The organism is Porphyromonas sp. COT-052 OH4946 (genome assembly GCF_000765965.1).
GTDB lineage: Bacteria > Bacteroidota > Bacteroidia > Bacteroidales > Porphyromonadaceae > Porphyromonas > Porphyromonas gulae.
In genome coordinates this window covers 253130-279722 of the sequence record NZ_JQZY01000009.1, presented here as the reverse complement: position 1 = coordinate 279722, position 26593 = coordinate 253130, and the positions used below count along the sequence as shown (strand labels likewise).

The window sequence follows — 26593 nt, the reverse complement described above, 5'->3', positions numbered from 1 at the left end:
GTACGCCTTATGGAGGAAAAACAGCTGTATCCGATGACCCCCGAGATGGCGGACCTATTCGAAGAAGACGATGCAGAGGACATCTCAGACGGCGGGTTAGATCCGGAAGAGGACAGATACGAACATTTCAGGACTGTAGCGGATCCGGGGCAGACGCTTATTCGTATCGACAAATTCCTCGTCGACAGGATGAACAATGCCACACGCAGCCGTATCCAGCAGGCGGCCGAGGCCGGTGCCATATTCGTCAACGGGCGGCCTGTAAAGAGCAACTACCGGATCAAACCGGGCGACGTGGTCACGCTGGAACTCCTACGGCCGCGACGGGAATTGGAGATCATACCCGAAGAAATCCCACTCGATATAGTGTATGAGGACGATGTATTGCTCGTGATCAATAAGCCTGCCGGATTAGTGGTACACCCCGGCCATGGCAATTATACGGGCACGCTGGTCAATGCACTGGCCTACTACCTCCGAGAGGATCCCGAATACGACCCCATGGATCCAAGTCTGGGACTCGTACATCGTATAGACAAGGACACGAGCGGCCTTCTGGTCGTTGCCAAGAGAGCCGAAGCCAAATCGGATTTGTGCAAGCAATTCTATTATAAGACGACGCATCGCTCCTATCGTGCACTGGTATGGGGGCGTTTCGACTACCCGATCGGGACCATTACCGGCAATATAGGACGCGACCTGAAAGACCGCCTGCAAATGGCTGTATTCCCTCCCAATGAAGATATTGGCAAACCGGCCGTAACGCATTATCAGGTCTTGGAAGAGCTGGCATACGTCAGCTGGATAGAATGCCGTCTGGAGACGGGACGTACTCATCAGATCAGGGCACATATGAAGCACATAGGCCATACGCTGTTTGCTGACGAGCGTTATGGCGGCGATCAAATCCTGAGAGGAAACAATACGGCCAATTACCGCCGATTCGTGCAGAACTGTCTGGCTATCTGCCCGCGACAGGCACTGCATGCCAAGACATTAGGCTTCCGCCATCCTGTAACAGGTGTAGAAATGCTGTTCGACTCCGATCTGCCTGCCGATCTTACTGCTTTGCTTGAGCGTTGGCGTACGTTTATCACCTGCATATCCGCAGGACAGGATTATATCTGAACCGATTCGACCGATCCCCCATTACTAATAGTGCAATAGCTTTTCCCCTACATATTAAATAAACAGAATGATGAAAAAACCAATTGTAGCTGTCGTTGCTGGCGGTTATTCGGGCGAACATTCCGTTTCGCTCAAGAGTGCTGCCGGCATTCTTTCCTGGCTTGGAAGCGAGCCTTTCTCCACCTTTCTTGTGCTGATCGAGCGCGATCGCTGGTCGGTGCGGGTATCGGAGCAAAGAGCGGTTCCCTTGGACAAGAATGATTTCAGCTTTGATCTTGACGGCGAACGAGTACGGTTTGACTATGCTTTTATCACCATACACGGGACTCCGGGCGAGAACGGTCTGCTTCAAGGGTATCTCGATATGATCGGCATTCCGTACAATACGGGCGACACGCTTGTCGAATCGCTGACGTTCAACAAATACGTCTGCAATCGTTTTCTCTCCGGCTTCGGTATACGCATTGCCGATTCTGTCCGACTGACTCGGCGGGATCCTCTGCCCGATGTAGCGAGTCTGACAGCACGTATGGGGCTTCCTCTTTTCGTGAAACCCAATGTGGGAGGGTCCAGCATCGCCACTACCAAGGTGGTGGAAGCAGCACAGCTCCATCCGGCAATAGAACAAGCCTTCTCTGAGGGTGAAGAAGTGATGATAGAGCGTCTGATATGCGGTACCGAAGTTACCTGCGGAACATTCCTCAGAGGCAAAGAAGTCGTTTCATTGCCTGTTACGGAAGTTGTCGCACATAATGAGTTTTTCGACTTCGATGCCAAATACAACGGTGCCGTCGAAGAAATCACACCGGCAAGAATCAGTGATGAAGCCACTCAGTTGATACAAACCATGACAGCGCGCATATACGAACTTCTCAACGCTCGGGGCATCATACGCGTGGACTATATCATCGAAGCAGACGGTATCCCTACGCTGCTGGAAGTAAACACGACACCGGGCATGACCCCTACAAGTTTTATTCCCCAGCAGATTCGGGCTGCCGGAATGGATATGAAAGAGGTGCTTTGCACTATCATTCGGGATGGACTGAACGACAGCAGTAACGGACAACTTCACAACCAATAACTATGGATACGACACTATTTGAGGACATCAGGCCATACTGCGATCAGGAGGCTCCGGCCGTAATCGAACGCCTGCTGAGTTCAGCCGAATATCGGTATGTGTTCGGCAAAATGATGCCGGACCTAAAGCCGCAAGAGTTCGAACAAATGATGTTGGGCTGCAAATCGGCCGGCGAATTCAAACACATCTTCGGCTATACAGCCGTTAAGGCGGTGGGTGAGAAAACGACCTTCAGCCTCTCGCTGAGTGGCAGGAGTCGTATCCCTGACAATGGAGCCTACGTTTTTATCTCCAACCACCGCGACATCGTATTGGACTCGGCTTTCCTCAACCTGCTGCTGGCCGAGATCGACTACAATATGCCGCAGATAGCCATCGGGGACAATCTGCTCGTGAAGCCTTGGATAGAAGACTTCGTACGGCTCAACGGGAGCTTTATCGTACGCCGCGGAATCAATATGCGCGAGCTGATAGCACAGTCGCAGAGACTATCGGCATACATCCGGCATACGATCACCCATACGAAAGACTCCATCTGGATAGCCCAACGCGAAGGACGGGCCAAAGATGCCGACGATCGCACACAGAGCAGTGTGCTCAAAATGCTTGCCATGAGTGGTGAGGACGGAGGGATCAAGAGTCTGCTCGACCTCAACATCGTGCCGCTCTCTTTGAGCTATGAGTATGATCCCTGCGATTACCTGAAAGCACGCGAAATGCTCTGCAAGCAACGCGATCCGTCATATAAGAAACCCGTCGGGGAGGATCTGCTCAATATGCAGACAGGTATTTTCGGCTACAAAGGACGTGTTCACTTTGCCATAGGTACTCCTCTGAGAGAATTGGCCGAAAGCATCCCAACAGACATACCGCACGCCCGGCAGTTCACAGAAGCAGGCAAACTGATCGATGCAGAAATCCATCGTCGCTACCGTCTCTATCCGGGCAATTATGTAGCATGGGATCTTCTGGACGGATGCGACCACGCCGGTACGCATTATAGCGAGGAAGAAAAAGAAACCTTTGTAAACTATCTGTCTGCACAAATCGCCAAAGTGGAGATGCAGGATAAGGACGAAGAGGAATTGAAACGACTGATCCTGACCATGTATGCCAATCCGGCAAAGGCCTATTATGCCGCTCGTGAGCCACAGAATACATAATTCGACATCGACACCCTCCTCTCGCCCGAACCCCCGTACTATCATTTTAGCAGGCAGATGGTATCGATTTGGAGTTTATGCTACTTTTGCTTTCTAAAAAAATTGACATTCTCCTTTCTGAGTTGTCAAAAGAAAAAAATATCATTCAGTATGAGAAAGATGTCTACGCCTCCATCGTCTTTCCATACAGATCTAACCATGGGGGCAGAAAAGCAATAAAAAAACAAGACAATGAAAAAAGCATTACTATGCTTAGCGTGCGGTGCCATATGCTTGACTGCGATCACCGGCTGCGCCACTCTTTTCGGCAAACAGACGCATGCAGTGGAAATGGTTTCCAACCCACAGGGTGCCGAAGTTTATGTCAATGGGGACAGGATGGGACAAACGCCTTTGCAGCTCTCGCTCAAGGCTGACAAATCCTACACCGTGGAGTTTCGTATTCCGGGCAAACAACCGATCATACGTGTAATCAACAACCGCGTAGAAGCTAAGTGGGTGGTATTGGATGTACTGGGCGGTCTTCTTCCCGTGGCTATCGATGCCATTACAGGCAACTGGTACGGGCTGGATCAGAATAAGCTGAACGTGGACTTCACCATGCAAGAGCCTACAAAATAAGCAAACGTTTTTTCTATACGAAAAGGGCTGTACAGAGCGAAAAGATTCGCGGTACAGCCCTTCTTTATTTCTGTTCGTGGAGGAGTTGGCGAACGGTAGGAATCCAATCTTCCCCATTATCGGGGCAAAAGGTATGGAAGCCGAGACGCTTACCCATGGCTACGTTGGCCGGTCCATCGTCGATGAAAAGAGTTTCCTCAGGCTTCATACCGCTGTCGGCTATCATTTCGAGGAAAATATCTTCGTTGGGTTTGCACTTGCCCATCCGACAACTGGCATACACCTTATCAAAGAAGCTATCCAACGTTCGTCCCGAGGGGAGAAAACAGGGGCTCATAGCCAGATCGAGGACATAAGGATTGGTATTGGAGAGGAGGAAGAGCCGATAATCGGATCGTAGCGAAGCGATATAGTCGAACTTCTCGGCCGAAACTTCCTCAAGGAAGCCCAGAAGGGCGTCGTACACCTCCTGATAAGTCAATTCTTTGCCGATGTGTCGGGAAAGGTCGTCCCGAAATTCCTCCTCACTCTTGCGCCCGGACTCCAAATCGAGGAAGAGCCCCTTTTGCAGATAAGGGTCGAGCATCTCTTCTATGTGTGCTACGCCAATGGCTTTGAATCGTCGGATACATTCTCCGCGGTTGAGATGGATAAGAACTCCGCCGAGATCGAATACGATGTTTCTAATCATAAATGTGCGCTATTATTGAAATGGAGAGGGCGGGCTGACGTTATCGTGTCTGCCCGCCCCCTTCGTTGTATGACGGGAATGTAATTACTTCTTCAGCCAACGATCCAGCCAGCCGAAGAATGTACGATGGAATAGCAGTGCATTCTGCGGTTGGAGTACCCAATGGTTTTCATCCGGATAGATCAGCATCTCGCTCGGGACACCCCGAAGCTGTGCCGCATCGAAAGCAGCCATAGCCTGTGAAGCGAGAATGCGGAAGTCCAGTTCGCCATGGATCATGAGGATAGGTGTATCCCAATTCTGCACGAACTTGTGCGGCGAAGTTGCATAGGTACGCTGAGCCACTACGTTATCTTTCTCCCAGAAAGGACCGCCTATGTCCCAATTGGCAAACCACATCTCTTCCGTCGTGGCGTACTGCATCTCCAGATTGAAGATACCGGCATGAGCGATAAAAGCAGCAAATCGCTTGTCATGATGGCCGGCCAACCAATAGACGGAGAAGCCTCCGTAGCTGGCCCCCACTGCTCCGATACGATCGCCATCGACGTACGGCTCTTTCTTCATTTCATCCACGGCCGTCAGATAGTCACGCATATTCTGGCCACCATAGTCGCCACTGATCTGCTCGTTCCATTTCTGTCCGAATCCAGGTACGCCATGACGGTTGGGAGCAATGACAATGTAACCCTGCTCAGCCATCAGTCGGAGATTCCAACGGAAGGACCAGAACTGGCTAACAGTGTTCTGCGGACCACCCTGACAATAGAGTATAGCAGGATATTTCTTGTTCTTGTCGAAGTTGGGCGGCAGCACTACCCACGTAAGCATATTGCCTCCGTCGGTAGTCTTCATCCAGCGCTTTTCGCAGGTGATCGGCGCGAGACGATCGAGGATGGCTTTGTTCTCTGCCGTGATCGCCTGTGCTGCACCGTTCTTCAGATTCACTCGATAGAGATCGTCAGGAAGTTCGAAAGAATGGCGTTTGGCAAGCATAACGTTGTTGCGCACGGAGAAGTCCGCATAGTCGTGCTGTCCTTGTGTGATCTGACGGATCTTACCGGTTCGGAGCGTAATCTCCCACAGATTGGTCTCCGCCTCCTTACAGGCAAGGAAATAGATACCCTTGCTGTCAGGCGTCCACTGGATCATATCCACATTGTAATCGAATGTGGGGTTTACGTAGTTGCGCTTTCCTGTGGCAAGATCCGCCACGAAAAGACGCTTCAGATCGCTTTCATATCCATCGCGCTCCATACTGATCCATGCGATGCTCTTGCCGTCGGGGCTGAACTTCGGATATGTGTCGTAGCCCATCATCCCCTCGGAAATATTGTGTGTGCGGCCGGAAGCCAGATTGTAGATATATATGTCTGAGTTGGTAGATAGAGAATATGCCATGCCCGTTTTCTTACGACTGGCATAGGCTATGTTCTGTCCGTCGGGGCTCCAGCTGAAATCTTCGATACCGGCCCACGGCTTCATTGGGGCTTCGTAGGGCTCGCCCTCCATAATATCCTTGCCGGTGGTGATCATCCCATCCGTTACGTTCGCGATAAAGGGATGCGGTATGGTCTCCACCCATTCGTCCCAATGCTTGTACATCAGATCGGTGACGATGCGCCCGGTAGCTTTGTCCAAGTCGGGATAAATATCTTTGGTGCGCTTGCCAAATTTGATGTCCTTGGTGAAAAGCACCTGTTTCTCGTCCGGAGAGAAAAGAAATCCTGTAATACCGCCTTCGATATTACTGAGTTGGCGGCGTCCCGTACCATCGGCATTCATAACCCAAAGCTGCATGCTGCCGCCTTCGTTGCTCATAAAAGCGATGCGCTTACCGTCGGCCATCCAGGCAGGAGCGTATTCGTTGGACTCGGTATCGGTTATCTGCTTGCGTCCCGAACCATCGAGATTGACAGTAAATAGCTCGCGAGTAGCCTTATTCGTTTTGACATCGGGGAAACTGACGGCATAAACAGCCGTTTTGCCATCGGGCGACAAAGCCATTTCGCTCACTCGCGACAGGGTCATAAATAGCTCCGGCGTCAGATGCTCTCCGGTGCCGGCTCCGGCTGATGGGGTCATAGCAGCCGAACCAATGATGCTTGCGGCCATCATCGAAAAGATTTTTTTGTTCATTGTGGTGATTTATTACTTGTATTACATTTTATTGTGGAACGAAAATACGAAAGAAACTCGTTATCCTCCCTTTTAACGAGAATTTGATCTATGAAGGGAGTCATGTTCGTCGGACAGAGCATATGGCCTGCATGTCGCCATTGATACAATCGCTATCGGTGCGGCAAGCCAATGGCTCAACATGCTACTATCTCTACGATACGGTCCAAAAATGTTCTGATCGTGGTGCGTATTTTCCTGAAAAAGACGCGCGAGAAGTTTTTCGTTTTGGTTCCAAAAATTTTCACTTCCCGCACCAAAAGAAAAACTTTCCCGCGCCACGTTTTTTCAAACCACTTCCATCTAATTTTATGAACGATAAATCTTTTTGCCGGCAAGTCTCAGCTCGATCGTTTTTTACATTCTCGAATAGAGGAAAATAAGAACTGGAACGTATACCGCTTTTCTCCTCTTTGACTACCTCGCCATACCTCTCCTTCCAAACCCATCGGGCTGTATGAGAAAAGGACTGTGCACAAATCCGGTGATTGCTGCACAGCCCCATGGGGGGATAGCCCCCATAGTCGTTTCAGTATGGTCCGATCAACTTTTTCGCGGAGTTGTTTTCCGTTCTCCGGGTACCCTGCCATAGCCGACCAATCGGCGGGAGAAGTAGGCACTGCGACTGAGCTTCTCTATTACGATCCCTCTCGAATTGCGACTGTGCATCATGGTAATATCATCACCATCGACGGATACGACCAAAGCGACATGCCCTACACGGCTGCTGCGCGCATTGCGACCCTTGAAAAAGATGAGGTCGCCCGGCTGCAGATCTTCGCGTCTGATACGGTCCGTGTACAAGCTTTGTGCAGCTGCACTGCGAGGGAGCCTGACATCGAACTTGGAGTAGAGGTAGGATACATAGCCGGAGCAGTCCATCGGCCATGGAGAGGGTCCGCGATAGCGGTATGGCTTGCCAAGAAAGGTGCGACCGAGATTGATGAGTTTGTCTATAAAGGGAAATGCAGCCTTGTCCGCTGTTTGAGCTGCGAGGGAGTCTGCCGGGGACTCTCCTCTGAGAATCTTGTTATATAGCTGCAGGATATGTTCGGTACAGAACGGACTCTGCGCCTGAATATGCGAAGGGGAGAAAAAAAGGATGCCGATCAGCGTGAGAAGTGCTATTCGCACTGCGCGCTTTATTGTCATAACTATCTGTTTTTAAGTGACTAAAAGACTTTATTTGCCAAGATTCCAGCAAATCGCTTTCAAACAAAGATATATAAAAAGTAAAAAAAGATTAGCGCCGCGCGCCAAAACGCAGTCGTAAAATATCCGCACATCACAGGACTGCAGGGCGAGAGAGGCTATTTCAGAAAAAATTCAGTTTTACCATGTTATATTTGTAAAAGAAGATCAATCGAAACAGGGCTATCCAGATGAAAATCCTCATTATCGAAGACGAACCGGAACTGCGCGAAACGATCCAAAAGTTTCTGCTCGGGGAGAGGTACGTGGTAGAGACTGCTGCAACGATGAACGAAGGCTTGGACAAGGTACTCGTGTACGACTACGACTGTATCCTGCTGGACATCATGCTGCCGGACGGTAATGGGCTTACTCTCTTGAAAGAACTCAAAAAAAGGGGGAAAACGGAGAATCTGATCATTATCTCTGCCAAAGATTCCATCGAAGACAAGGTAGAAGGAATAGATCTGGGAGCCGATGACTACCTGACCAAACCTTTCCACCTCTTAGAGTTGAATGCCAGAATTAAAGGACTTATCCGACGCAAGACAGCTCATGGAGCTATGGAAATCAAACTCGGAAATGTATCTTTGGTACCGGACAAGTTCGAAGTCTTGGTCGATGGCCATCCACTGGAATTGAAACGCAAAGAATACGACATCCTGCACCACCTGATGACCCGTCCTAACCGATTGGTGGACAAAGCGGCTCTGGCCGAGGCTGTCTGGGGAGACTATATAGACCAAGCGGATAATTATGACTTCGTCTATGCTCAAATCAAAAATCTGCGCAAGCAGATGAACGATGCAGGGGCCACTATCGAGATCAAATCTGTATATGGGTTCGGTTATAAACTCATAGAAAGGGACGAAGAGCGTTGAAACTATCTTATCGAATAGTACTGCGTTTGTCTGCTGTCTTCCTCGTGGTATTTACCGCTTGGGTGATAGCTTTCTATTATGTAATCGTCGATGAAATAAACGACGAGACGAATGATTCGTTGGAGAACTACTCCGAACACGTCATCCGCAACATTCTCTCCGACAACCCTCTTCCACCGGCCGAAAACGACCTCAACAACTCCTACTCGATTCGGGAGATTACCCCACAGGAAGCTATGCGCTTCGCTCATGACATTTACTACGATGAGATGGTGTACGTGAAAGCTCGCCGTGAAATGGAGCCCTGCCGTACGATGCATACGGTATTCGGCGACGGCCATGGCAAATACTATGAACTCAAGGTTTCCATGCCGACCATCGAAAAGAGGGATTTGCGCGAAACGCTGTTAGAGTTTATCATTTATCTCTATATCCTCCTTCTGATCGTTACCATCGGCGTCACCATGTGGATCATATCCCGTAGTTTCCGGCCACTGTACCGACTGATCGACTGGATAGATCGCTTCCGCGTGAACGAACCTGTTCAAGAATTGGTAATGGCAAAAACGGATGTGACGGAATTCCGCAAGCTCAGTGAGGCCATGCTGCGTACTGCCCACCATAACGTGGAGGTTTTCGAGCAGCAGAAAGAATTTATCTCGCATGCCTCACACGAGCTGCAAACGCCTCTGGCCATAAGCCGTAACAAATTGGAAATGCTACTGCAAGATCCTTCTTTGAACGAACAGCAGCTCGAGCAGATTTATAAGGCCATACAGTCTATCAACCATATTGTACAGCTCAATAAAACCCTCCTTCTCTATAGCAAAATCGAAAACCATCAGTTCCCTGAGGTGGAGAGCATAGATGTGAATGAGCTGCTACGCAATTTGGTGGAGGAGTATGAAGCGATTTTTGCCAATCGAGGTATTCGCATCGTGTGGGGCAACAGTGAAGCGATGGTTCTATCGATGAACCCGACCTTGGCCAAAGTCTTGCTAAGCAACCTGCTCAAGAACGCATACTTGCACAATCTTGAAAGAGACGGAGAGATCCATATCGATCTTACCTCTAAGCATTGCAGCATAGCGAATACGGGAGTGAAGGACGCTTTGGACGAGACCTTGATATTCGAGCGTTTCTATCACGATATGAAACAGGCTCATTCTTCCGGCTTAGGGCTTCCCATTGCACGCTCTATATGCCAACTGTACGGACTCCGGCTTTCTTATCGCTTCGAGAACGGCAAACACACTTTTTCCATCGACAAGGAAGTATAAGAAGGTGCTTGACGGGCCGGTCAGGAAAAATTTTTCTCAAAATCTTTCGTCATTTCAGTTTCTTTTCAGATTCATATAAGTTCTTTGTTATACACAATCAAGGATAATAAAGAATTTAGAGCAATGAAAAGACTGAAAATTTTTCTTCTAATAATTGTACTGGCTGGAATAAAGGCATTTGCGGCCGGCGATCGTATCATCCCTCTCAATCGCATTCCCCAAAAGGCACAGGCAGTCGTGGCAAAACACTTTGCAAGTGCTAAGGTAGCATACGTAAAGATGGACAACGACTTGTTCAGCAAGACCTATGATGTTGTCTTTGCCGATGGCAATAAAATCGAATTCGACAAAAAAGGAAATTGGAAAGAAATAGACTGCAAGTACTCGCGCGTACCCAGCGATTTGGTCCCTGTCCCGATATTGCGCCATATATCATCTCAGCATCCCGATCTCTATATCGTTCAAATCGATCGGGATAGCAGAGATTATGAAGTGGAACTAAACAACGGCATGGAACTCGTATTCTCTCTCAAAGGGGTTTTCAAGCGGTTTCATGATTGACAAGCATTCTATTCAATAATCAAATCAAAAATTTAGAGAAATGAAAGTATTCAAGTTTTTAGCATCGATGGTGCTGTTTGCAGGCTTATTTGCTGCATGTAACAAGGAAGACAACAATCTCATCAATTCAACTTCGGATGAAGCGGCCGTTTTAGCTACGATGTATCCCAATGCTCAGAATGTAAGATGGGAACAAGAAGGCGAATTTCGTGTGGCAGAATTCATGAACGAAGGCGTTCAGTCTGAAGCGTGGTTCTTGCGAAGAATCTGGCAATACACGGAGACAGACATTCCCTATAGTGCTCTACCTAAAGCAGTCCGAACTGCTTTTGAGGCAAGTGAATATGCCAAGTGGAAGGTAGAAGACGTAGATATGGTGGAGCGCAATGGCACCGAAGTATTCTATGTCATAGAAGTCGAAAAGGGCGAACAGGAGGTTGATCTGTATTATATGCCTAATGGCAAACTGATCAAAACGGTAAAGGCTCCTCATTCCGTATCGCCGGGCCAATATGCCAATCCGACTATTCCGACCGGAGTATTGAACACCATCAAGGCATATATAGCAGCCAATTATCCCAATGCCACCATTCTGGAATATGAAATAGAAGATGGCTACATAGAGGTGGATATTCTGGATGGTACGGTACATCGAGTTCTTATTTTCACGCTTCAGGGCGAGTGGGTAAATAGCCATGTGGATGATGGAGATGACGACTATGACTACGATGATGATGCATACGAAAACAACATTCCTGCCAACATCAAGGCTCTGATCATCAGCTATGTCAATCAGAATTACCCGGGAGCTATCATTCACAGTATCGAGCGTAACTCCAATGGTACTTATGATGTAGAAATTTATTACAACAATAAGGAGTATGACTTGCTGTTCGATGCTCAGGGTAACTTCGTGAGCGGAAATGTAGATAATCAGGATGATGATGACAATATCCCTGCTCACATCAAGGCTAAGATCGTAAATTACATCAAGCAGAACTATCCCGGTGCCTTTATCAAAGACATAGAAAGAAAGTCCAACGGCATGTACAAGGCAGAGATCGTCTACAACAACAAGGAGTATGACTTGCTGTTCGATGCTCAGGGTAACTTCGTGAGCGGAAATGTAGATAATCAGGATGATGACGACAATATCCCTGCTCACATCAAGGCTAAGATCGTAAATTACATCAAGCAGAACTATCCCGGTGCCTTTATCAAAGACATAGAAAGAAAGTCCAACGGNATCGTAAATTACATCAAGCAGAACTATCCCGGTGCCTTTATCAAAGACATAGAAAGAAAGTCCAACGGCACATACAAGGCAGAGATCGTCTACAACAATACTGAGTACGACCTGCTGTTCAATGCTCAGGGTAACTTTGTAAGCGCACACATCGATGGTTATGAGGATGATGATGACAACATTCCTGCTCACATCAAGGCTAAGATCATCAATTACATCAACCAGAACTATCCCGGTGCCATTATTAAGGACATCGAAAGAAAGTCCAATGGCAGATACGAGGCAGAGATTGTCTACAACAACAGGGAGTATGACCTGCTGTTCAACGCACAAGGCAATTTCATCAGTGCGAGTCTGGATGACAAAAAATAAAGTTATATGATCTCTGACGACGCTTCTTTCAGTGGCCGACAGCCCTGAACGAGGTTAGCATAAAGAACAGAGGGTGATCCAAATTATTCTTGGGTCGCCCTCTTCTTTTTGGCCGGATGAGTACACTTGCCGATAGCTTCAGCGCAAAAACAGTGGTCTCTGAAGGCAAAGCATCTTTTTCGTTTGCGTGATAATCTTACCTTTGTGGAGTCATTTTTCCGGCATTACCGATCGGTTGGCCGGATTTTAATTTCATCAAATCATAGTCAATGGAAGACCCATTCCCTCCGTCGAGCCGTAGAAAGATTAACTGACAGGCATTGCTGTGCTACCCGATAGACGGAGGAGGTACGGCGCAATGCCGTAACACATAAAGAAGAGGAAGTACAGCAATGAGAAAATACCTTTTCGCCGAACAGGGTTTTGTGGAAAAGCCCGATTTCGGAACAGACTGCTGGGTATGTGTCGAAACTCCCGATGCAGAGGATATGAAGTTTCTGATCGACACGCTCAATGTTCCCGAAGATTTTTTGTCCGATATAGCCGATGCTGATGAACGCCCTCGCGTAGAGCATGATGGCGACTGGCATCTGACGATCTTGCGGATTCCGGTCGAAAGTCGCCTGAGCGGTGTACCCTACGTAACCGTACCGATGGGGATAGCTACCCGATCGGATGTAACGGTGAGCGTATGTTACCATCGTGCTCCCATGCTTGCCGACTTTCTGCTTCATACCCGACGCAAACGAATCAAAGTCCTCAACCGGACAGAACTGGTACTAAGGCTCATCTATTCTTCTGCCGTGTGGTTCCTCAAGTACCTGAAACAGATCAACAATGAGGTGACCATTTCCGAGCGAGAACTCGAACGCAGTATTCGCAATGAAGACCTCATTCACCTGATGATGCTTCAGAAGACTCTCGTATACTTCAGCACTTCCATTCGCGGCAATGAAGCCGTACTCGGCAAAATAAGGACTTCGGGAGAAAATCGGATCGACGAAGAGCTGGTGGAAGATGTACGAATAGAGTTGCGACAGGCCTATAATACGGTGAATATCTATAGCGACATCCTTTCCGGAACGACGGAAGCTCTGAGCGGAGTGATTTCGAATAACCTGAATACAATCATGAAACGCATGACTACGATCTCTATTGTACTGATGCTCCCTACGCTGATCGCCAGTTTCTATGGGATGAATGTGCCCATTGCCGGCAGTGAGTTTCAGTATTCTTTCTTCATCATTGTGGGCGTGTCCGTCCTGCTTTCGATAATAGCCTTTGTCGTTTTCAGAAAAATAAAATGGTTCTAACAATATGGCGATGCAATTAGAAATTTGTGCCAATTCGGCTGCCAGCTGTCGGCAGGCTGAGTTGGGTGGGGCTACTCGTGTAGAGCTTTGTGCCGGTATTCCTGAGGGCGGTACTACGCCTTCGGCCGGAGAGATGGCCGTGGCTCGCAGTCTGATAGCCATTCCTATCCATGTCATAATACGTCCGCGTGCAGGGGATTTTTTTTACTCTTCGGAGGAAATAGAAGCCATGTGCTACGACATTCGTGTAGCTCGCAGCCTCGGTATGGAAGGCGTTGTCTTTGGATGTCTCACACCGGAGGGGGACTATGATGAGGAAGCAAATTCACGTCTTTTGAAAGAGGCGCAAGGGATGCAGCTCACTTTTCACCGGGCTTTCGATGTCTGTGCTGCTCCGTTTGAGATGCTCGAAAAGCTGATTGCCGCAGGCTTCCACCGTGTACTTACGTCCGGCTGTGCCCCTACGGCATTGGAGGGTAAGGACATGATCAGAGCACTAAACAGACAAGCTGCCGGTCGAATCGGCATCATGGCCGGCTGCGGTATACGATTGGGCAATATAGAAGCGTTGGCTCGCCATACCGGAATCACCCAATTCCACAGCTCCTTGCGCCATGATATTCCGAGTAGCATGCGATTTCGGCGGCCTGAAGTCAGTATGGGCGGTATGGTGAAAATAGATGAATACAGCCGTCCCGAGACATCGGCCGACATGGTTCGTCAGGCTGTCGAGATATTACACGGAATATAAATACCTTATAAAAGAGAAATACCCCCTCTCAAGCCTGTAAAAAGGGTCAAAAAAGAATTCGGACGTCGTTTGCGCTGTGTAAATCAAACCAAAAACGGATTTTGAGCCTGCGCACTTGGCCAAAGCCTTATCCTTGGGATGTCTCTGCAAGGACAAATGAATACCTTTGCCCCCGATGTTACGAGTATTAGTTCTTGACAACCGCGATTCGTTCGTTTACAATCTGGTACAGCTGCTTCGAGAATCTCCGAACTGTCGGTTCGATGTAGTCCGAGGAGACGCTATCCCTTGGGACAATTTGTCGGATTATCAAGGTATCCTGTTAAGCCCCGGGCCGGGGTTGCCTTCCGAAGCTTGCGGCCAAATGGAGCTGATCCAAGCCGCAGCAAGCACGCACTCCATCTTGGGTGTCTGCTTGGGACATCAGGCTCTGGCAGAGTTTTTCGGCGGCCGACTACGGCGAATCGAACATCCTTTCCATGGGCATGACTCTCGAATACGACTGACCGAGCCGGACGAGCCTTTTTGGAAAGGTGTACCGAACAATGCCGTTGTCGGGCGTTATCATAGCTGGGCGGTGCAGGATACCGACTTGCCGGACTGCCTGATCCCCACGGCTTGGAGCGATGATGACGGTGTGCTGATGGCCATGCGCCACAAGCTACTGCCGCACTATGGCGTTCAGTTCCATCCCGAAAGCATTATATCCGATTGTGGAGAACGACTGATCCGGAACTGGCTGGACATAGCATCACAAATCCGAAAAACATAATCCTATCACATAATCCGAAAAATGAAGTATTTCCAAGAGGCAGATATTGCCGTGACCGTTTGTGACAAAACGGGCAAAATCATTGATATGAACGAACAGTCCCGTCAGGTAAACCTCAAGCCAGGTCAGGAGCTGATCGGCTCGAATGTATTGGACTGTCATCCCGAACCGGCTCGCTCCATGCTCGAAGAGATGATGCGTCAGGAGCGAAAGCACGTCTATACGATAGAGAAGAACGGGCGAAAGAAGCTGATCTATCAGATCCCCTGGTATGAAAAGGGGGAATATATGGGCTTCTTGGAGCTGTCGATGGTGATCCCTTTCGAAATGGATCACAAGATTCGTACACCGAAGCCGGCAAATGATTGAGATCCCTTATTTATAGAGAGCATTACTCATTTCCGATAAAAGCCAAGAGGGTGTTGCAACTTTTGTCTTGCAACACCCTCTTCATTTCCTATGGATCATGGCCATAGGCCAAACAGATGAGCCACTACTCTTTCACCACTTTCTTTACTACTTCTCCTACATTGGTTTTTATTCTTAAGAAGTAAATTCCAGCCGGCAGGTGAGACAGGTTGATCACTCTCTCGAGTGCGGGGCCGTTAGGCTTTGAAGCATTAGCTCCTGCATCTTTACCGGAGAAATCAAAAAGCTCAAGAGTTTTGCCATGGACATCGAGAAGTTCAGCCCGATTTACACTCAGGTCGCCACTCTTAATTTTCAATTCGCCGTTCGTCGGATTAGGATAGAGGGCTATACTTTGCGCCAATACTTCTGCTATGCCGGTGTCTTCTGCTGTGCTGAATACAGCCTCAGGGCTTGCCGGCGAAGCAAAATGGGTGGACGTTTCAGCTTTACGCTGCCTGAAAGTGTACGATGTATTTGCCGTCAGGCCTTCAAACGTTGGAGACGCCTGCCATGCCCCTCCGTTGATATTGTATTCGCATCCTGCCAAGGCTGCAAGGGTAATACCGGAAACAGTATTGCTCTCCATGACAGGAGCAGCAGGTGCTGTTTGGTCGGCTTTTACAACCGGTTGCGTATCAGGAGAAGTGATCGTACCCGTACAGTTGGTAGCCGTTACTTGGACATTGATCACCTGATTGATGTCAGCTTCTACCAAAGAATAAGTGGCGGAAACGGCTCCTTCGATATTTGCGGTACCGCGTCTCCATTGATAGCTAAGCTGTCCCAAGTCCGAAACAACCGGTGTAGAGGTCAATCCCGTAGTATTAGCCGTTAATGTCTGTCCGAAGACGGCATTACCTTCGATCTGGACAGTACCGCCCAATACGGGTTTCGGATTATTCTCGAGCACTGTTTTTATCGCGCCATAGGCATTCAATCTTCTGCCCGAAGCCACGAGGCCATTGAGAGAAGAGAGATTGTCCGCACCATCGAGCAAAGATTTTTTCACCATCAAAGCAAATTCGGCGGGGTCTTCCTTGCAAGACTGTATCATCTCCTTAGGCATAGAGGCATACATCAGTGCAATGACGCCTGCCACCTGAGGCGTTGCCATGGACGTGCCGGTCATATACTGATAGGTGTTGTTCGGCGTCGTAGAATAAATAGCTGTACCGGGTGCACCGATATCTATATTATTGATGCCATAGCCCGCGCCCGGATTTTTTATGTCCGCCTGTGTAGTGTTGGTGACGCCGATCAAATAGTTGCTCGGACAGGTGGAAGGAACATCTCCTACGTTGTCCACATTTACATTCATATTGGGGCCGGCTCCGCAACTCAGGATCCCCACCTTGCCCATCTCATCGTACATCGAACACCAGATGGGATAGTTGTTGGGATTGCCATAATCAATACCGAAGGACGAATTGGTAGCTACGACAAAAGCTCCTTTCGCTCCATTCGTTTCGTTGTAAAGTGCCCGCATCTCCATAGCGTAGGAATAGGCTTCTACGACTATCGCTTCAGATCCGGAGCTGCCACGAATGGGCATTACTTTGACATTCCAGTTCACCCCACATACTCCTTTGGCATTATTCCCGACTGCGCCTACTATGCCACTGACGTGAGTCCCATGCGGATCCGAGTTGATATTGCCGTTATGCAAGAACGCATTCCAACCATTGTAATCGTCTTTATAGCCATTACCGTCATCATCTATTCCATTGTTTGGGATTTCGTGAGTGTTTTTGAAAAAACTTAGATCTTCATGGTTCAGGAAAGCTCCGCCGTCGATAACGGCCACCACAATAGCATCGTTCATTGCAGTATTGCCGCCGGTGGAGTACTCGTCCCATGCTTTCGGAAGCGATATTTTGGCCGGCGCCCACTGCTTATTATAATGAGTGTCATTGGGTGTAATGTCTCGCAACGTAACGTTGGTATGGTTGTTTTGGATATGCCTGATATCTCCATTCCGGGAGAGATTGGCCATGATCATAGACCTTTTCTCTACATTGTCCTTGATCTCGAAGAGCCAGATATTCAATCTCTTGGACAAAAGGCGTTTCGGCACGACAGGCTCGTTACAATCGACTGCAAATACTGCGGCATCTACCCCTTGATTCAACCATATTATAAATTCATTTTCCACATAAGAGGCCTGTTTTTCGGCAGGTACATTTCCTGTTTCCCCTTTTGGTTCTTGACCATAGGCGAGCATTGTAAAGAAGAACAATGCCAAAATAATTCTTACTGTTTTAGCTAACTCTTTCATCTTGATTCTTTTTTGATTGTTGTTTTATATATTGGACTACAGCCTTTCAGATCCGGCCGCATCTCTTGCTCGCCAATAAAATCCGTCCTAAATATACAAAACAATCAATCCGATGACAAAAACATATTAACAATTTGCAGGTTTGGCCGGCTGAATAGATAAAACAGAACCACGAGACTTCATAAACATCTCTTGACCCGATACTATCGGGAAACGGCTCCTCAAACGACAGTTAGTATTCAGATATAACTGTATCCATTATCCATGATCAGATATTTACAGGCAGAAACCACGACGAAAATCACAAATAAAATTTGATTGGGATTGAGGGATACCGGCATAAAGGGGAAGGAGTATGATCACGAGTCTATACGCCCTTGAGATAGCAAGCATTAAGGTTCGACCGATGTACTTTGGGATAAAAGAAAGTTTGTAACCCAATCTTGCGTATTCAACAAAGACTTCTCCGGAAGGCTTGCCGTGATAGAGATTTTGTAAGGTTTACAAAGGGCAAAACCAAAGTATATAGTTTGGTTTCATCAAAGTATATAGTTTGGTTCGACCAAAGTATATAGTTTAGTTTGACCAAAGTATATAGTTTGGTTCGGGGGTTGTTTTGCCTCTTTTTTTGAAAAATATAACTACCTGTAAATAAGCGCATTGAATTGATACTGCCATTCGTGTGATTAGGGTGCAGATATGATACGGAAGGCTTGGAAATAAAAAAACTGTTCGGGAGCAGCCCCAAACAGTTTTTTATTTTCCATCCTTTCGTTTTCAATGATTCGGAAGCATCCTTTGTACAGGCCTCTCTTCCGAAAAACAGAGCTTCGGGGTCAGCGTTTTTCGACTTTTAGTACGAATTGGCCTACTCTGAGGAGATAGGTACCCACAGGAACTGTGCCGATATGGATACAATCCGTCGTCGCCTGTAGCCGGTGAGATAGGATGACCTTTCCGGCCAAATCGCATAGTCGGGCCGTCTGTCCGACCATTTCCTCCGGTACTTCTATCGTCAGTCCGGATGTCGTGGGATTAGGATAGACTTTGTATGATGCCGCAGGAGGTGCTGCACAGCAGTGACCGGCTTTTACTTTCATCAGTGCACTGACCACACTTTGGGCCTCCAACGTGAAGATATACGGCTGGCTCAGTTCTTGCCCGTTTACGGTTACCCGATCTACCTCGTAGCCGGTATCCGGCAAGGGTACCACTGTGATGGAAGTGCCGTAGCCCAGTTCTTCGCCGCTGCTTATGCCCTGTCCGTTAGCGGTGAGCGAAAGGCTTCCGTTAGCCGGCTGATCGAATGTGACGGTATAGGCTACAGGGGTCATGGAGGCTGCCACGGTCGTATTGTCATCCAAAGAGAAGTATGCTTCGATCGGGATGCTTTCTCCATTGACCGTCAGTTCATTTAGTTGATAATTTTCGTGAGGTTGGACTTTTATTTGCAGGATCGTTCCCTGCCGGAGCGTTGTGTTCGAGGCCACGGGTGTACCCTCGGGCGTGAATATGCTCAGGCTACCGTTGGCCGGTTGTTCATACTTTAACGTATAGGTGATGTGCTCTGCTTTTTCGGTATAAGCGCGGATATAGAAATTGTAATTTACATCTACGAGATTGACAAGGGACTCGAATGCCTGATCATTATAACCAACCAAATTCCCCTTACCGGCATTGGCCGGCCCATCGTCGCATCCGAGTGGATGGCCGTACTGAGCATCCTCTACTTTGTAACCGATATAGAGATCCTCTCCGAATGGGATTGTGAACGGCTCGTCCAAGACAATACGATTAGGAATACCCGGTTGGAAATTCGCCACAGCCTGCTGCATCAGCAGATGCTTTCGCTCTTTGTCCCTCCAAATACAGAGCGTGTACTTGCCTTGTTCGGCACCGGGGGCAAATTCTATGCTACGGATACTATTGCCTCCCATCAATGAGAGTTCGCTTGGGGCGAAATGATGTGCCGCATACAATACGGCAGAGCCATTGATCCCAACGAAATGCGTGGGCGATGGAGTACCGCTCCACGTAAGGATGTCTTCGGGCAGGAAGGTGTCGTATGGTTCTATGCCTACGAGCATCATGTGCTCGAAGTTGAACCCATCGGGACTGATCTCTTCATCATCGGGGTTAAAAGCACCGAAAGCAAAGAAGCCGTCGCAGTAGCCATCCCATCCCCAGTTGATATGCACCATCCCTGCTTCGTCATTGCCGTCGAGCAGGAAGAAATGTCCTCCGTTGTCGGCACTCTGAGCTAAATAGAGGATCGGGCGAAGAGCCTGCAATTCTTCGTAAATCCGAGACATCCATTCCTCATTGTCGTAAGGGTCCCAATAATCATCCTTGACGATCAGCTCACAATCGTACTGAAAATGCCGGTGAAGAGCTATTTTCACGTCGTCTATATATGCACCGCTTCCATCTAATCCGTAGTCCATCTTCATGGCCAAGCCGCAGGCACGCATCAGTTCGGCTACAGCGATGGCTTCCTCCGCGGTGTAAGATAAGGTGTAGTCATCTTTGAGATGGTCATAGTCCAACGTAATATTGGCCAGATTCTCCTCCAAATGCAGGTTTGTGGTGTAGGTGGTGTAAGAGACGCTACCTGTTGCTCTTTTCGGATGACGGTAGTACTTTACCAGCTGTGCCATAGCTGTAGCTCCGCATCCGGTCCATGTGGGCTGGCCGTCTATTTGCGGTATTGTCTGGTTGTAAGGTTTCCCTTGCCCCCACTTGGTGGTCAGGATCGGGGCTACGGTTTTATAGGTTCCGGGAAGCAACGGAGCCGTTTCGGAGGCATTGGACTTGAGAGTCAGAAGCAATGCTTTCAAGGCAGGAGGCATACGACTATAATCGAATCTGCCACTCGTACTATATCCTATGACAGGTATATCGGCTCCTTCACTTTTGGAGACGAGCACAAAACCGTTATCCTCTCCTATATTAAATACATGAACACCATATTCCTCAGGCATATCGGTTCGATAGAGTCCGGGCAAAGGCCGGTCACTAAAGCGCGAAACAAGAAAATCCCAAGCCAACCGTTCGGCCTTTTGGGGGGAAATTTGTGCATGCGCCAACATGGGAATCAGCCATACAATAAACGAAAGGATAAACCGGAGACACGTCCGATGTCTGTAATAAGCTGTATCGATATTCATATTTTTGAGTATTGAAAAAGGTGGGTTTCATTTAAGCCTTATAAAAGTAAGAAGAATCCAAAATTCGGCAAACGGATCTCAATTTAAGTGGGCAAATTTCGGCACCTGTTGGAATCGGGACTATTCGCTTTGCATGTTTTCAAGGACGTATCAAGAGAGTGTAAGGAGGAAAAGTTTCGGTTCGATGCACTTCAGATTATCTTTCAAGATAAACATCTGGCAAACCTCTCCCCAAAGGCAAAAGATATGCGGTACGGTTGTATGAGGAATCGGAGTAAAATTTATATTTTTGCGCGCATATTAAGAACTAAGTAAGAGTTACATGGACAAAGTAAGCTATGCTCTGGGATTGAGCATCGGTAATAATTTTAAGTCTTCGGGCATCGACAGCGTCGTTATGGATGATTTCATGCAAGGTCTGTCTGATGTGCTGGAAGAAAAAGCCCCTCAGCTCTCGTATGACGAGGCCAAGCGCGAAATAGAGGCGTATTTCATGGATTTGCAGCAGAGAGCTGTGAAGCTGAACAAAGAGGCCGGAGAAGAATTTCTCAAGATAAATGCGCACAAGGAAGGCGTAATGACCTTACCGAGTGGCTTGCAATACGAAGTCATTAAGATGGGAGAGGGCCCGAAACCTACCCTTTCGGACACGGTGACCTGTCATTATCATGGTACGCTCATCAACGGTGTCGTCTTCGATAGCTCTATGGACAGGGGAGAACCGGCCAGCTTCCCTCTAAAAGGAGTTATAGCCGGCTGGACGGAGATTCTCCAACTGATGCCGGTAGGATCCAAGTGGAAAGTAACCATACCGAGCGATCTGGCGTATGGAGATCGTGGTGCCGGCGAGCATATCAAACCGGGTAGTACGCTCATTTTTATAATCGAATTATTGGGTATCAACAAATAATCAGAAGACAAATCACTATGAAGAGAGTAATGATCATTGCCGGCTTGGCTTTTTTAGTGGCCGGATTATCTGCCTTTGCAAAAAAACCACCCAAAAAGGGTGAGGTGCAAACCGTGAAGCCTATCGTGACTTCTGCTGACTCTGTGGCATACGCTTTCGGTATAAGCGGTGCAGTAAATTTCAATGACTATACCGGACGGATGCCGGGCGATTCGCTGGATCGTGCCCTGATTCTCCGAGCATTCGAAGAGATACTCACCGGAAAAAGCACAGCGATCTCTCCCCAAGATGCGGACGAAATGATCAAGAAATACTTCAAGGAAGTACAGGACAGACTCAAAGCCGAGAACTTGGCAGCAGGCAGGACCTATCAGGAAGAATACCGCAAGCAGCCGGGCGTTAAGGCTACCGAAAGCGGCTTGTTGTATCGTGTCTTGAAGGAAGGGGAAGGACCTCGTCCGACAGTTCAGGATACGGTCGTTGTTCATTATGTAGGAAAGAACATCGAAGGGAAAGAGTTCGACAGTTCTTATTCTCGCAACGAGCCGGCGAAATTCAGTCTCCTGCAAGTGATCCCGGGATGGACTGAGGGAGTTTGTCTGATGCAAAAGGGTGCCAAGTACGAATTTGTTATCCCGACCGAACTGGGATATGGCGAGCGCAGTATGGGCGAACTTCTCAAGCCGAACTCTACGCTCTTCTTCGAAGTAGAACTACTCGAAATCAAACCTTTCGTAGAGAAGCAGGCAAAACCTGTTCCGGCAAAGCCTGCTCCAAAGAAGAAAAACTAACGACAAAAAAATAAGGTAAACTCCAATGAAAAAAACAATTGCAATTATCGCCTCAGCCCTCTTGGCTTTAGGAGCTGTCGGCTGTAAGAAAAGTGCTGACACTACCGCTGTCAGTGAAAAGGATAGCTTATCCTTGTCCATGGGTATTCTGTATGGACAGGATTTTGCCAATCAGTTCGAGATGTCCCGCTTGCAAGGTCAGCCTATCGACTCAGTAGCCTTCCTGGATGGCTTCAAATATGGTATGGACACTACGCGCTTCTCATACAACCTTGGTGCTATCTATGCTTCCAATATAGCTCGTCAGTTGGCTCATGACACCATAGCGATGGACAAATTCTATGCCGCTATGCGTGCCTCTTTGCTGAAGGATACTATGTCAGTATCCTTGAAACTTGCAGAAGCTCAGGCTTTCATGCAACGCTTCCAAGCCAAGAAACAGCGTGAAAACAATATGAAGCAGTTCGGCAAGAACATAGAAAAGGGTAACGAATACATCGATACCTTTAAGAAAGAAGACGGCGTGACTGTTACGACAAGTGGTCTGGCATACAAAACTCTTCAGGAAGGTACGGGAGCTACTCCCTCTTTGACCGATACCGTACGTGTCAAGTATGTGGGGACTCTGGTCGATGGTAAGGAGTTCGACAAAAACGAAGAAGGAATCGAATTTGCCGTTACCGGTGTGATTAAAGGTTGGACAGAGATGCTCCAACTCATGAAAGTCGGTCAGAAAGTTCGTGTGGTAATCCCACAGGAGTTGGCTTATGGAGAGACCGGTAACTATAGCATCGAACCGTTCTCTACCCTGACATTCGAGATGGAACTTATCGGGATCAAGCCTGGCAAAAAGTAAGAGAAAATACAAAAGAATAAACTAAGAATACGAAGAGAGGCGAACAATATGAGTGTCGCCTCTCTTTTATATGATGAGCAGATTCTATTCGAGATACTCTTTTCCTTTTTGACGGAATCGGAAGAAACGCTTTAGGGAAACTATTCCCACCTTATACAATAAAAACATGATCAGTAAAAAATTCTTTTTCGCCCTGCTTGCGCTCATTGCGTTTAGCGGGCTGAACGCAGCGACAGACACTGAGTTCAAGTACCCGACCGATGCCAATATCATCGGTCACGTCAAAGACAGCAAGACGGGTGAACACCTTGTCGGTATCACTATTGCTATCAAAGGTACTACCTTCGGCACTTCTACAGATGCAACCGGACACTATTATCTTCGCAACCTGCGTCCGGGTGAGATCACTTTGATTATGCGTGGCATGGGCTATAAGAGCCAAGAGCGCGTAGTTCGCGTAGAAAAGGACAAGACTATCGAAGTGAATTTCGAAGCGGAAGAGGATGCCATCAATCTGGACGAAGTCGTGATTTCGGCTAACCGCGAACTGACGCTTCGCCGCCTTGCTCCTACTCTTGTAAATGTACTGAACGAAAAGGTTTTCTCGCAAGTCAATGCTTCTAACCTCGCTCAAGGCTTGTCATTCCAGCCGGGAGTTCGTGTAGAGAACAACTGTCAGAACTGTGGTTTCAATCAGGTGCGAATCAATGGTTTGGATGGCCGTTATGCACAGATTCTTATCGACAGCCGCCCCATTATGAGTGCTCTTGCCGGTGTCTACGGTCTGGAGCAGATCCCTGCCAATATGATCGAACGCGTGGAGGTAGTACGTGGTGGAGGATCGGCCTTGTACGGTTCTTCTGCTATTGCCGGAGTAGTGAATATCATTACCAAGGAACCTTCTCGCAATTCCTTTACTTTCAATGAGTCCCTGAGTTTTACAGACTTCAGTAAGATAGACAACAACACGAACTTCAATGCCTCCATCGTCAGCGATGACAACCGTGCCGGTGCCATGGTATTCGGACAGGCTCGCTATCGCAACCCTTGGGATGCTAACGATGACGGCTATTCTGAATTGGGCAAAATAGATGCTCGCTCGCTGGGAGCCCATTCTTATTTGCGCTTGAGCGACTACAGCAAGCTGACGGGAGAGTTTCACACGATCAATGAATTCCGCCGCGGTGGTGATCGTATCGATTTGCCTCCTCATGTAGTAGGTGTAGCTGAACAGACTGACCATAGCGTATTTAGCGGAAACTTGAAATACGATCTCTTCTCTTCCAACTATAAACACCACTTCCAGGCTTATACCTCGGGACAGATCGTAAATCGCAAGAGCTATTATGGAGGTATCGGAGAGATTGACATCAATGGCCACCCCGGTGGTACGGAAGGCTACCCTATTCCTCAAGACCAGTACGGCAATAATTATGGTGTAACGAAAGGCAAGACATACATGGGTGGTATCCAGTATAGCTACGACTTGGACAAATTCCTCTTCATGCCTTCGCAGCTTTTGTTCGGTGCCGAATATACGCGTGACGAACTCAATGACGTGATGCCCATCCTTTCATGGCAGACCGGCGAGGATGCCAATGGGAATACCATTCCCCTTTATCCAGAATTGGATCAGAACATCAACAACTACAGCCTGTTTGGTCAGAACGAATGGAAAAATGACAAATGGAGCATCTTGCTTGGTGCCCGTCTGGACAAGCATAGCGAAGTTAAGGACATGATCCTCAGCCCGCGTACTACACTGCGTTTCAATGTGAATCCGGACATCAACCTGCGCGCCACCTATGCAAAAGGGTTCCGTGCGCCGCAGGTATTCGATGAAGACTTACACGTAGGAGTTGTAGGCGGTGAAGCGCAGAAAGTATTCAACGATCCGAACCTGAAGCCTGAAATTTCTCATGCATTCAGTTTGAGTGCTGATATGTATCATCGTTTCGGTAGCGTCCAGACCAACTTCCTTGTGGAAGGTTTCTATACTCGTTTGCTGGATGTATTCACCAACGAGGAGCAGCCAGATCAACACGATGGCATCAAACGTTACACGCGTATCAACGGTAGTGGAGCCAAAGTATTCGGTCTCAATCTGGAAGGTAAGGTCGCATACAAGTCCTTCCAGCTCCAAGCCGGTCTTACTCTGGCCAGCAACAAATACGATGAAGCACAGGAGTGGGGCCTGAATACGGTGAAAGATACGAACGGAGCTTTCGTTACCGAGGCCAATGCAGATGGACAACAGGAGTACAAGAACGAATCCATGACGGATACGCAGATCACCCGTACCCCCAGCGTATACGGTTACTTCACGCTGGCTTACAACCCCACACACTCATGGAGCGTAGCTCTTACGGGAGCATATACCGGTCAGATGTATGTACCTCACGCCATCGAATATGGGGTGAAGTCAGCCGAACTGGATATTATGCAGAACAACCCTGAGCTCACCGACGAAACAGGCATGGCTCCTCGTATCGATGAGCTGAAGAAGACACCTGCATTCTTCGACTTGGGCTTGAAGGTGGGTTATGACTTCCACGTATTCCAGGCTACCGAGGTCCAACTCTATGTAGGTATGAACAATATCTTCAACTCCTTCCAAAAGGACTTCGATCGCGGTGCTGCACGTGACAGCGGATATATCTATGGTCCTACGCAGCCGCGTACAGGCTATATGGGCTTGGTGGTGAAGTTCTAATCAAATAACAGGAACTCTTTAACCAAGATATTTCTAAGAGAGAGGCCGAATGGCTCTTCATCCGTTTTGGGTGAGAAGCATTCGGCCTCTTTGTTTTTCCTTCACCATATCCTTTCGTCCTTCAGATAAGCAATATCAGGGGACATCAGTGTCCGACAAACAGACGCGGAGGCTATATCGACCGAATGTGTCAGATATAGCCTCCGCCATTTAAGAAAAGAATAACGAAAATGTTTGT

General features: G+C 48.1%; 22 protein-coding genes. 16 read left to right on the top strand and 6 right to left on the bottom strand.

What is annotated here, in order from left to right; translation table 11 throughout:
• Window positions 1-9 precede the first annotated feature (9 nt).
• From HQ50_RS03530 to HQ50_RS03515, 4 genes are all read left to right on the top strand, one after another.
• Window positions 10-1128, top strand: a complete 1119-nt coding sequence (locus tag HQ50_RS03530) for an RluA family pseudouridine synthase (protein WP_369794166.1) — start codon at window positions 10-12, stop codon at window positions 1126-1128.
• 70 nt (window positions 1129-1198) lie between these two features.
• A complete protein-coding gene (locus HQ50_RS03525; protein WP_039419162.1) occupies window positions 1199-2212 on the top strand; it encodes a D-alanine--D-alanine ligase in 1014 nt (337 codons plus the stop codon).
• A 2-nt stretch (window positions 2213-2214) separates the two neighbouring features.
• On the top strand, window positions 2215-3375 hold the full coding sequence (locus HQ50_RS03520; RefSeq protein WP_039428294.1) for a 1-acyl-sn-glycerol-3-phosphate acyltransferase: 1161 nt from the start codon (window positions 2215-2217) through the stop codon (window positions 3373-3375).
• 231 nt (window positions 3376-3606) lie between these two features.
• The gene (locus HQ50_RS03515; RefSeq protein WP_039419096.1) at window positions 3607-3996 is read left to right on the top strand and encodes a PEGA domain-containing protein; all 390 of its coding nucleotides are present in this window, start codon (window positions 3607-3609) and stop codon (window positions 3994-3996) included.
• Between the two features lie 64 nt (window positions 3997-4060).
• Here HQ50_RS03515 and HQ50_RS03510 read toward each other — a convergent pair whose 3' ends face one another.
• The 4 genes from HQ50_RS03510 to HQ50_RS03500 form a co-directional block, all read right to left on the bottom strand.
• Complete coding sequence (locus HQ50_RS03510) at window positions 4061-4687, bottom strand: HAD family phosphatase (protein ID WP_039428290.1); 627 nt, start codon at window positions 4685-4687, stop codon at window positions 4061-4063.
• A gap of 84 nt (window positions 4688-4771) precedes the next feature.
• Window positions 4772-6826 (bottom strand): S9 family peptidase, encoded by a 2055-nt coding sequence (locus HQ50_RS03505; RefSeq protein WP_039428287.1) that lies wholly within the window; start codon window positions 6824-6826, stop codon window positions 4772-4774.
• A 176-nt stretch (window positions 6827-7002) separates the two neighbouring features.
• On the bottom strand, window positions 7003-7122 hold the full coding sequence (locus HQ50_RS12055; protein ID WP_369794168.1) for a hypothetical protein: 120 nt from the start codon (window positions 7120-7122) through the stop codon (window positions 7003-7005).
• 286 nt (window positions 7123-7408) lie between these two features.
• Complete coding sequence (locus HQ50_RS03500; RefSeq protein WP_039428284.1) at window positions 7409-8017, bottom strand: C40 family peptidase; 609 nt, start codon at window positions 8015-8017, stop codon at window positions 7409-7411.
• A gap of 230 nt (window positions 8018-8247) precedes the next feature.
• On the opposite strand from HQ50_RS03500, the gene HQ50_RS03495 reads away from it, so the two are divergent.
• The 8 genes from HQ50_RS03495 to HQ50_RS03460 all read left to right on the top strand — a co-directional run bounded on the left by HQ50_RS03495 (window position 8248) and on the right by HQ50_RS03460 (window position 15601).
• A complete protein-coding gene (locus HQ50_RS03495) occupies window positions 8248-8937 on the top strand; it encodes a response regulator transcription factor (RefSeq protein ID WP_018965361.1) in 690 nt (229 codons plus the stop codon).
• Window positions 8934-10217, top strand: a complete 1284-nt coding sequence (locus tag HQ50_RS03490; protein ID WP_039428281.1) for a HAMP domain-containing sensor histidine kinase — start codon at window positions 8934-8936, stop codon at window positions 10215-10217. Before HQ50_RS03495 ends, HQ50_RS03490 begins: the two co-directional genes overlap by 4 nt.
• 123 nt (window positions 10218-10340) lie before the next feature.
• Window positions 10341-10778: a PepSY-like domain-containing protein gene (locus HQ50_RS03485; RefSeq protein WP_018965359.1), complete on the top strand. Its 438-nt coding sequence runs from the start codon at window positions 10341-10343 to the stop codon at window positions 10776-10778.
• A gap of 40 nt (window positions 10779-10818) precedes the next feature.
• Window positions 10819-12396 carry a PepSY-like domain-containing protein gene (locus HQ50_RS10350; RefSeq protein WP_081960037.1) on the top strand — a complete coding sequence of 526 codons (1578 nt, stop codon included), beginning with the start codon at window positions 10819-10821 and terminating at the stop codon, window positions 12394-12396.
• 392 nt (window positions 12397-12788) lie between these two features.
• Window positions 12789-13709: a magnesium transporter CorA family protein gene (locus HQ50_RS03475; RefSeq protein WP_039419089.1), complete on the top strand. Its 921-nt coding sequence runs from the start codon at window positions 12789-12791 to the stop codon at window positions 13707-13709.
• A 4-nt stretch (window positions 13710-13713) separates the two neighbouring features.
• On the top strand, window positions 13714-14460 hold the full coding sequence (locus HQ50_RS03470; protein ID WP_039428278.1) for a copper homeostasis protein CutC: 747 nt from the start codon (window positions 13714-13716) through the stop codon (window positions 14458-14460).
• A 175-nt stretch (window positions 14461-14635) separates the two neighbouring features.
• Window positions 14636-15232: an aminodeoxychorismate/anthranilate synthase component II gene (locus tag HQ50_RS03465; protein WP_039428277.1), complete on the top strand. Its 597-nt coding sequence runs from the start codon at window positions 14636-14638 to the stop codon at window positions 15230-15232.
• A gap of 21 nt (window positions 15233-15253) precedes the next feature.
• Window positions 15254-15601, top strand: coding sequence for a PAS domain-containing protein (locus tag HQ50_RS03460; RefSeq protein ID WP_018965572.1), 348 nt, complete (start codon window positions 15254-15256; stop codon window positions 15599-15601).
• A 124-nt stretch (window positions 15602-15725) separates the two neighbouring features.
• Here HQ50_RS03460 and HQ50_RS10345 read toward each other — a convergent pair whose 3' ends face one another.
• Window positions 15726-17918 carry a S8 family serine peptidase gene (locus HQ50_RS10345; RefSeq protein ID WP_081960036.1) on the bottom strand — a complete coding sequence of 731 codons (2193 nt, stop codon included), beginning with the start codon at window positions 17916-17918 and terminating at the stop codon, window positions 15726-15728.
• An 836-nt stretch (window positions 17919-18754) separates the two neighbouring features.
• Complete coding sequence (locus HQ50_RS03450) at window positions 18755-21085, bottom strand: thiol protease/hemagglutinin PrtT (protein ID WP_039428275.1); 2331 nt, start codon at window positions 21083-21085, stop codon at window positions 18755-18757.
• Window positions 21086-21407: 322 nt separating this feature from the next.
• Here HQ50_RS03450 and HQ50_RS03445 point away from each other — a divergent pair, with 322 nt between their 5' ends.
• The 4 genes from HQ50_RS03445 to HQ50_RS03430 all read left to right on the top strand — a co-directional run bounded on the left by HQ50_RS03445 (window position 21408) and on the right by HQ50_RS03430 (window position 26355).
• On the top strand, window positions 21408-21995 hold the full coding sequence (locus HQ50_RS03445) for an FKBP-type peptidyl-prolyl cis-trans isomerase (RefSeq protein ID WP_018965575.1): 588 nt from the start codon (window positions 21408-21410) through the stop codon (window positions 21993-21995).
• Window positions 21996-22012: 17 nt separating this feature from the next.
• Window positions 22013-22786 carry an FKBP-type peptidyl-prolyl cis-trans isomerase gene (locus HQ50_RS03440; RefSeq protein WP_018965576.1) on the top strand — a complete coding sequence of 258 codons (774 nt, stop codon included), beginning with the start codon at window positions 22013-22015 and terminating at the stop codon, window positions 22784-22786.
• 25 nt (window positions 22787-22811) lie between these two features.
• Window positions 22812-23642: an FKBP-type peptidyl-prolyl cis-trans isomerase gene (locus tag HQ50_RS03435; RefSeq protein WP_026292289.1), complete on the top strand. Its 831-nt coding sequence runs from the start codon at window positions 22812-22814 to the stop codon at window positions 23640-23642.
• Between the two features lie 166 nt (window positions 23643-23808).
• On the top strand, window positions 23809-26355 hold the full coding sequence (locus HQ50_RS03430) for a TonB-dependent receptor (RefSeq protein ID WP_039428274.1): 2547 nt from the start codon (window positions 23809-23811) through the stop codon (window positions 26353-26355).
• Window positions 26356-26593 lie beyond the last annotated feature (238 nt).

Bases quoted from the DNA above. Each gene is read 5' to 3' on its own strand.
- HQ50_RS03530 (WP_369794166.1), top strand. From the start codon at position 10: ATGGAGGAAAAACAGCTGTATCCGATGACCCCCGAGATGGCGGACCTA.
- HQ50_RS03470 (WP_039428278.1), top strand. From the start codon at position 13,714: ATGGCGATGCAATTAGAAATTTGTGCCAATTCGGCTGCCAGCTGTCGG.
- HQ50_RS03445 (WP_018965575.1), top strand. From the start codon at position 21,408: ATGGACAAAGTAAGCTATGCTCTGGGATTGAGCATCGGTAATAATTTT.
- HQ50_RS03485 (WP_018965359.1), top strand. From the start codon at position 10,341: ATGAAAAGACTGAAAATTTTTCTTCTAATAATTGTACTGGCTGGAATA.
- HQ50_RS03500 (WP_039428284.1), bottom strand. From the start codon at position 8,017: ATGACAATAAAGCGCGCAGTGCGAATAGCACTTCTCACGCTGATCGGC.
- HQ50_RS03520 (WP_039428294.1), top strand. From the start codon at position 2,215: ATGGATACGACACTATTTGAGGACATCAGGCCATACTGCGATCAGGAG.
- HQ50_RS03505 (WP_039428287.1), bottom strand. From the start codon at position 6,826: ATGAACAAAAAAATCTTTTCGATGATGGCCGCAAGCATCATTGGTTCG.
- HQ50_RS03525 (WP_039419162.1), top strand. From the start codon at position 1,199: ATGAAAAAACCAATTGTAGCTGTCGTTGCTGGCGGTTATTCGGGCGAA.
- HQ50_RS03440 (WP_018965576.1), top strand. From the start codon at position 22,013: ATGAAGAGAGTAATGATCATTGCCGGCTTGGCTTTTTTAGTGGCCGGA.
- HQ50_RS10345 (WP_081960036.1), bottom strand. From the start codon at position 17,918: ATGAAAGAGTTAGCTAAAACAGTAAGAATTATTTTGGCATTGTTCTTC.
- HQ50_RS03475 (WP_039419089.1), top strand. From the start codon at position 12,789: ATGAGAAAATACCTTTTCGCCGAACAGGGTTTTGTGGAAAAGCCCGAT.
- HQ50_RS03435 (WP_026292289.1), top strand. From the start codon at position 22,812: ATGAAAAAAACAATTGCAATTATCGCCTCAGCCCTCTTGGCTTTAGGA.
- HQ50_RS03515 (WP_039419096.1), top strand. From the start codon at position 3,607: ATGAAAAAAGCATTACTATGCTTAGCGTGCGGTGCCATATGCTTGACT.
- HQ50_RS03460 (WP_018965572.1), top strand. From the start codon at position 15,254: ATGAAGTATTTCCAAGAGGCAGATATTGCCGTGACCGTTTGTGACAAA.
- HQ50_RS03510 (WP_039428290.1), bottom strand. From the start codon at position 4,687: ATGATTAGAAACATCGTATTCGATCTCGGCGGAGTTCTTATCCATCTC.
- HQ50_RS03465 (WP_039428277.1), top strand. From the start codon at position 14,636: ATGTTACGAGTATTAGTTCTTGACAACCGCGATTCGTTCGTTTACAAT.
- HQ50_RS03495 (WP_018965361.1), top strand. From the start codon at position 8,248: ATGAAAATCCTCATTATCGAAGACGAACCGGAACTGCGCGAAACGATC.
- HQ50_RS03450 (WP_039428275.1), bottom strand. From the start codon at position 21,085: ATGAATATCGATACAGCTTATTACAGACATCGGACGTGTCTCCGGTTT.
- HQ50_RS03430 (WP_039428274.1), top strand. From the start codon at position 23,809: ATGATCAGTAAAAAATTCTTTTTCGCCCTGCTTGCGCTCATTGCGTTT.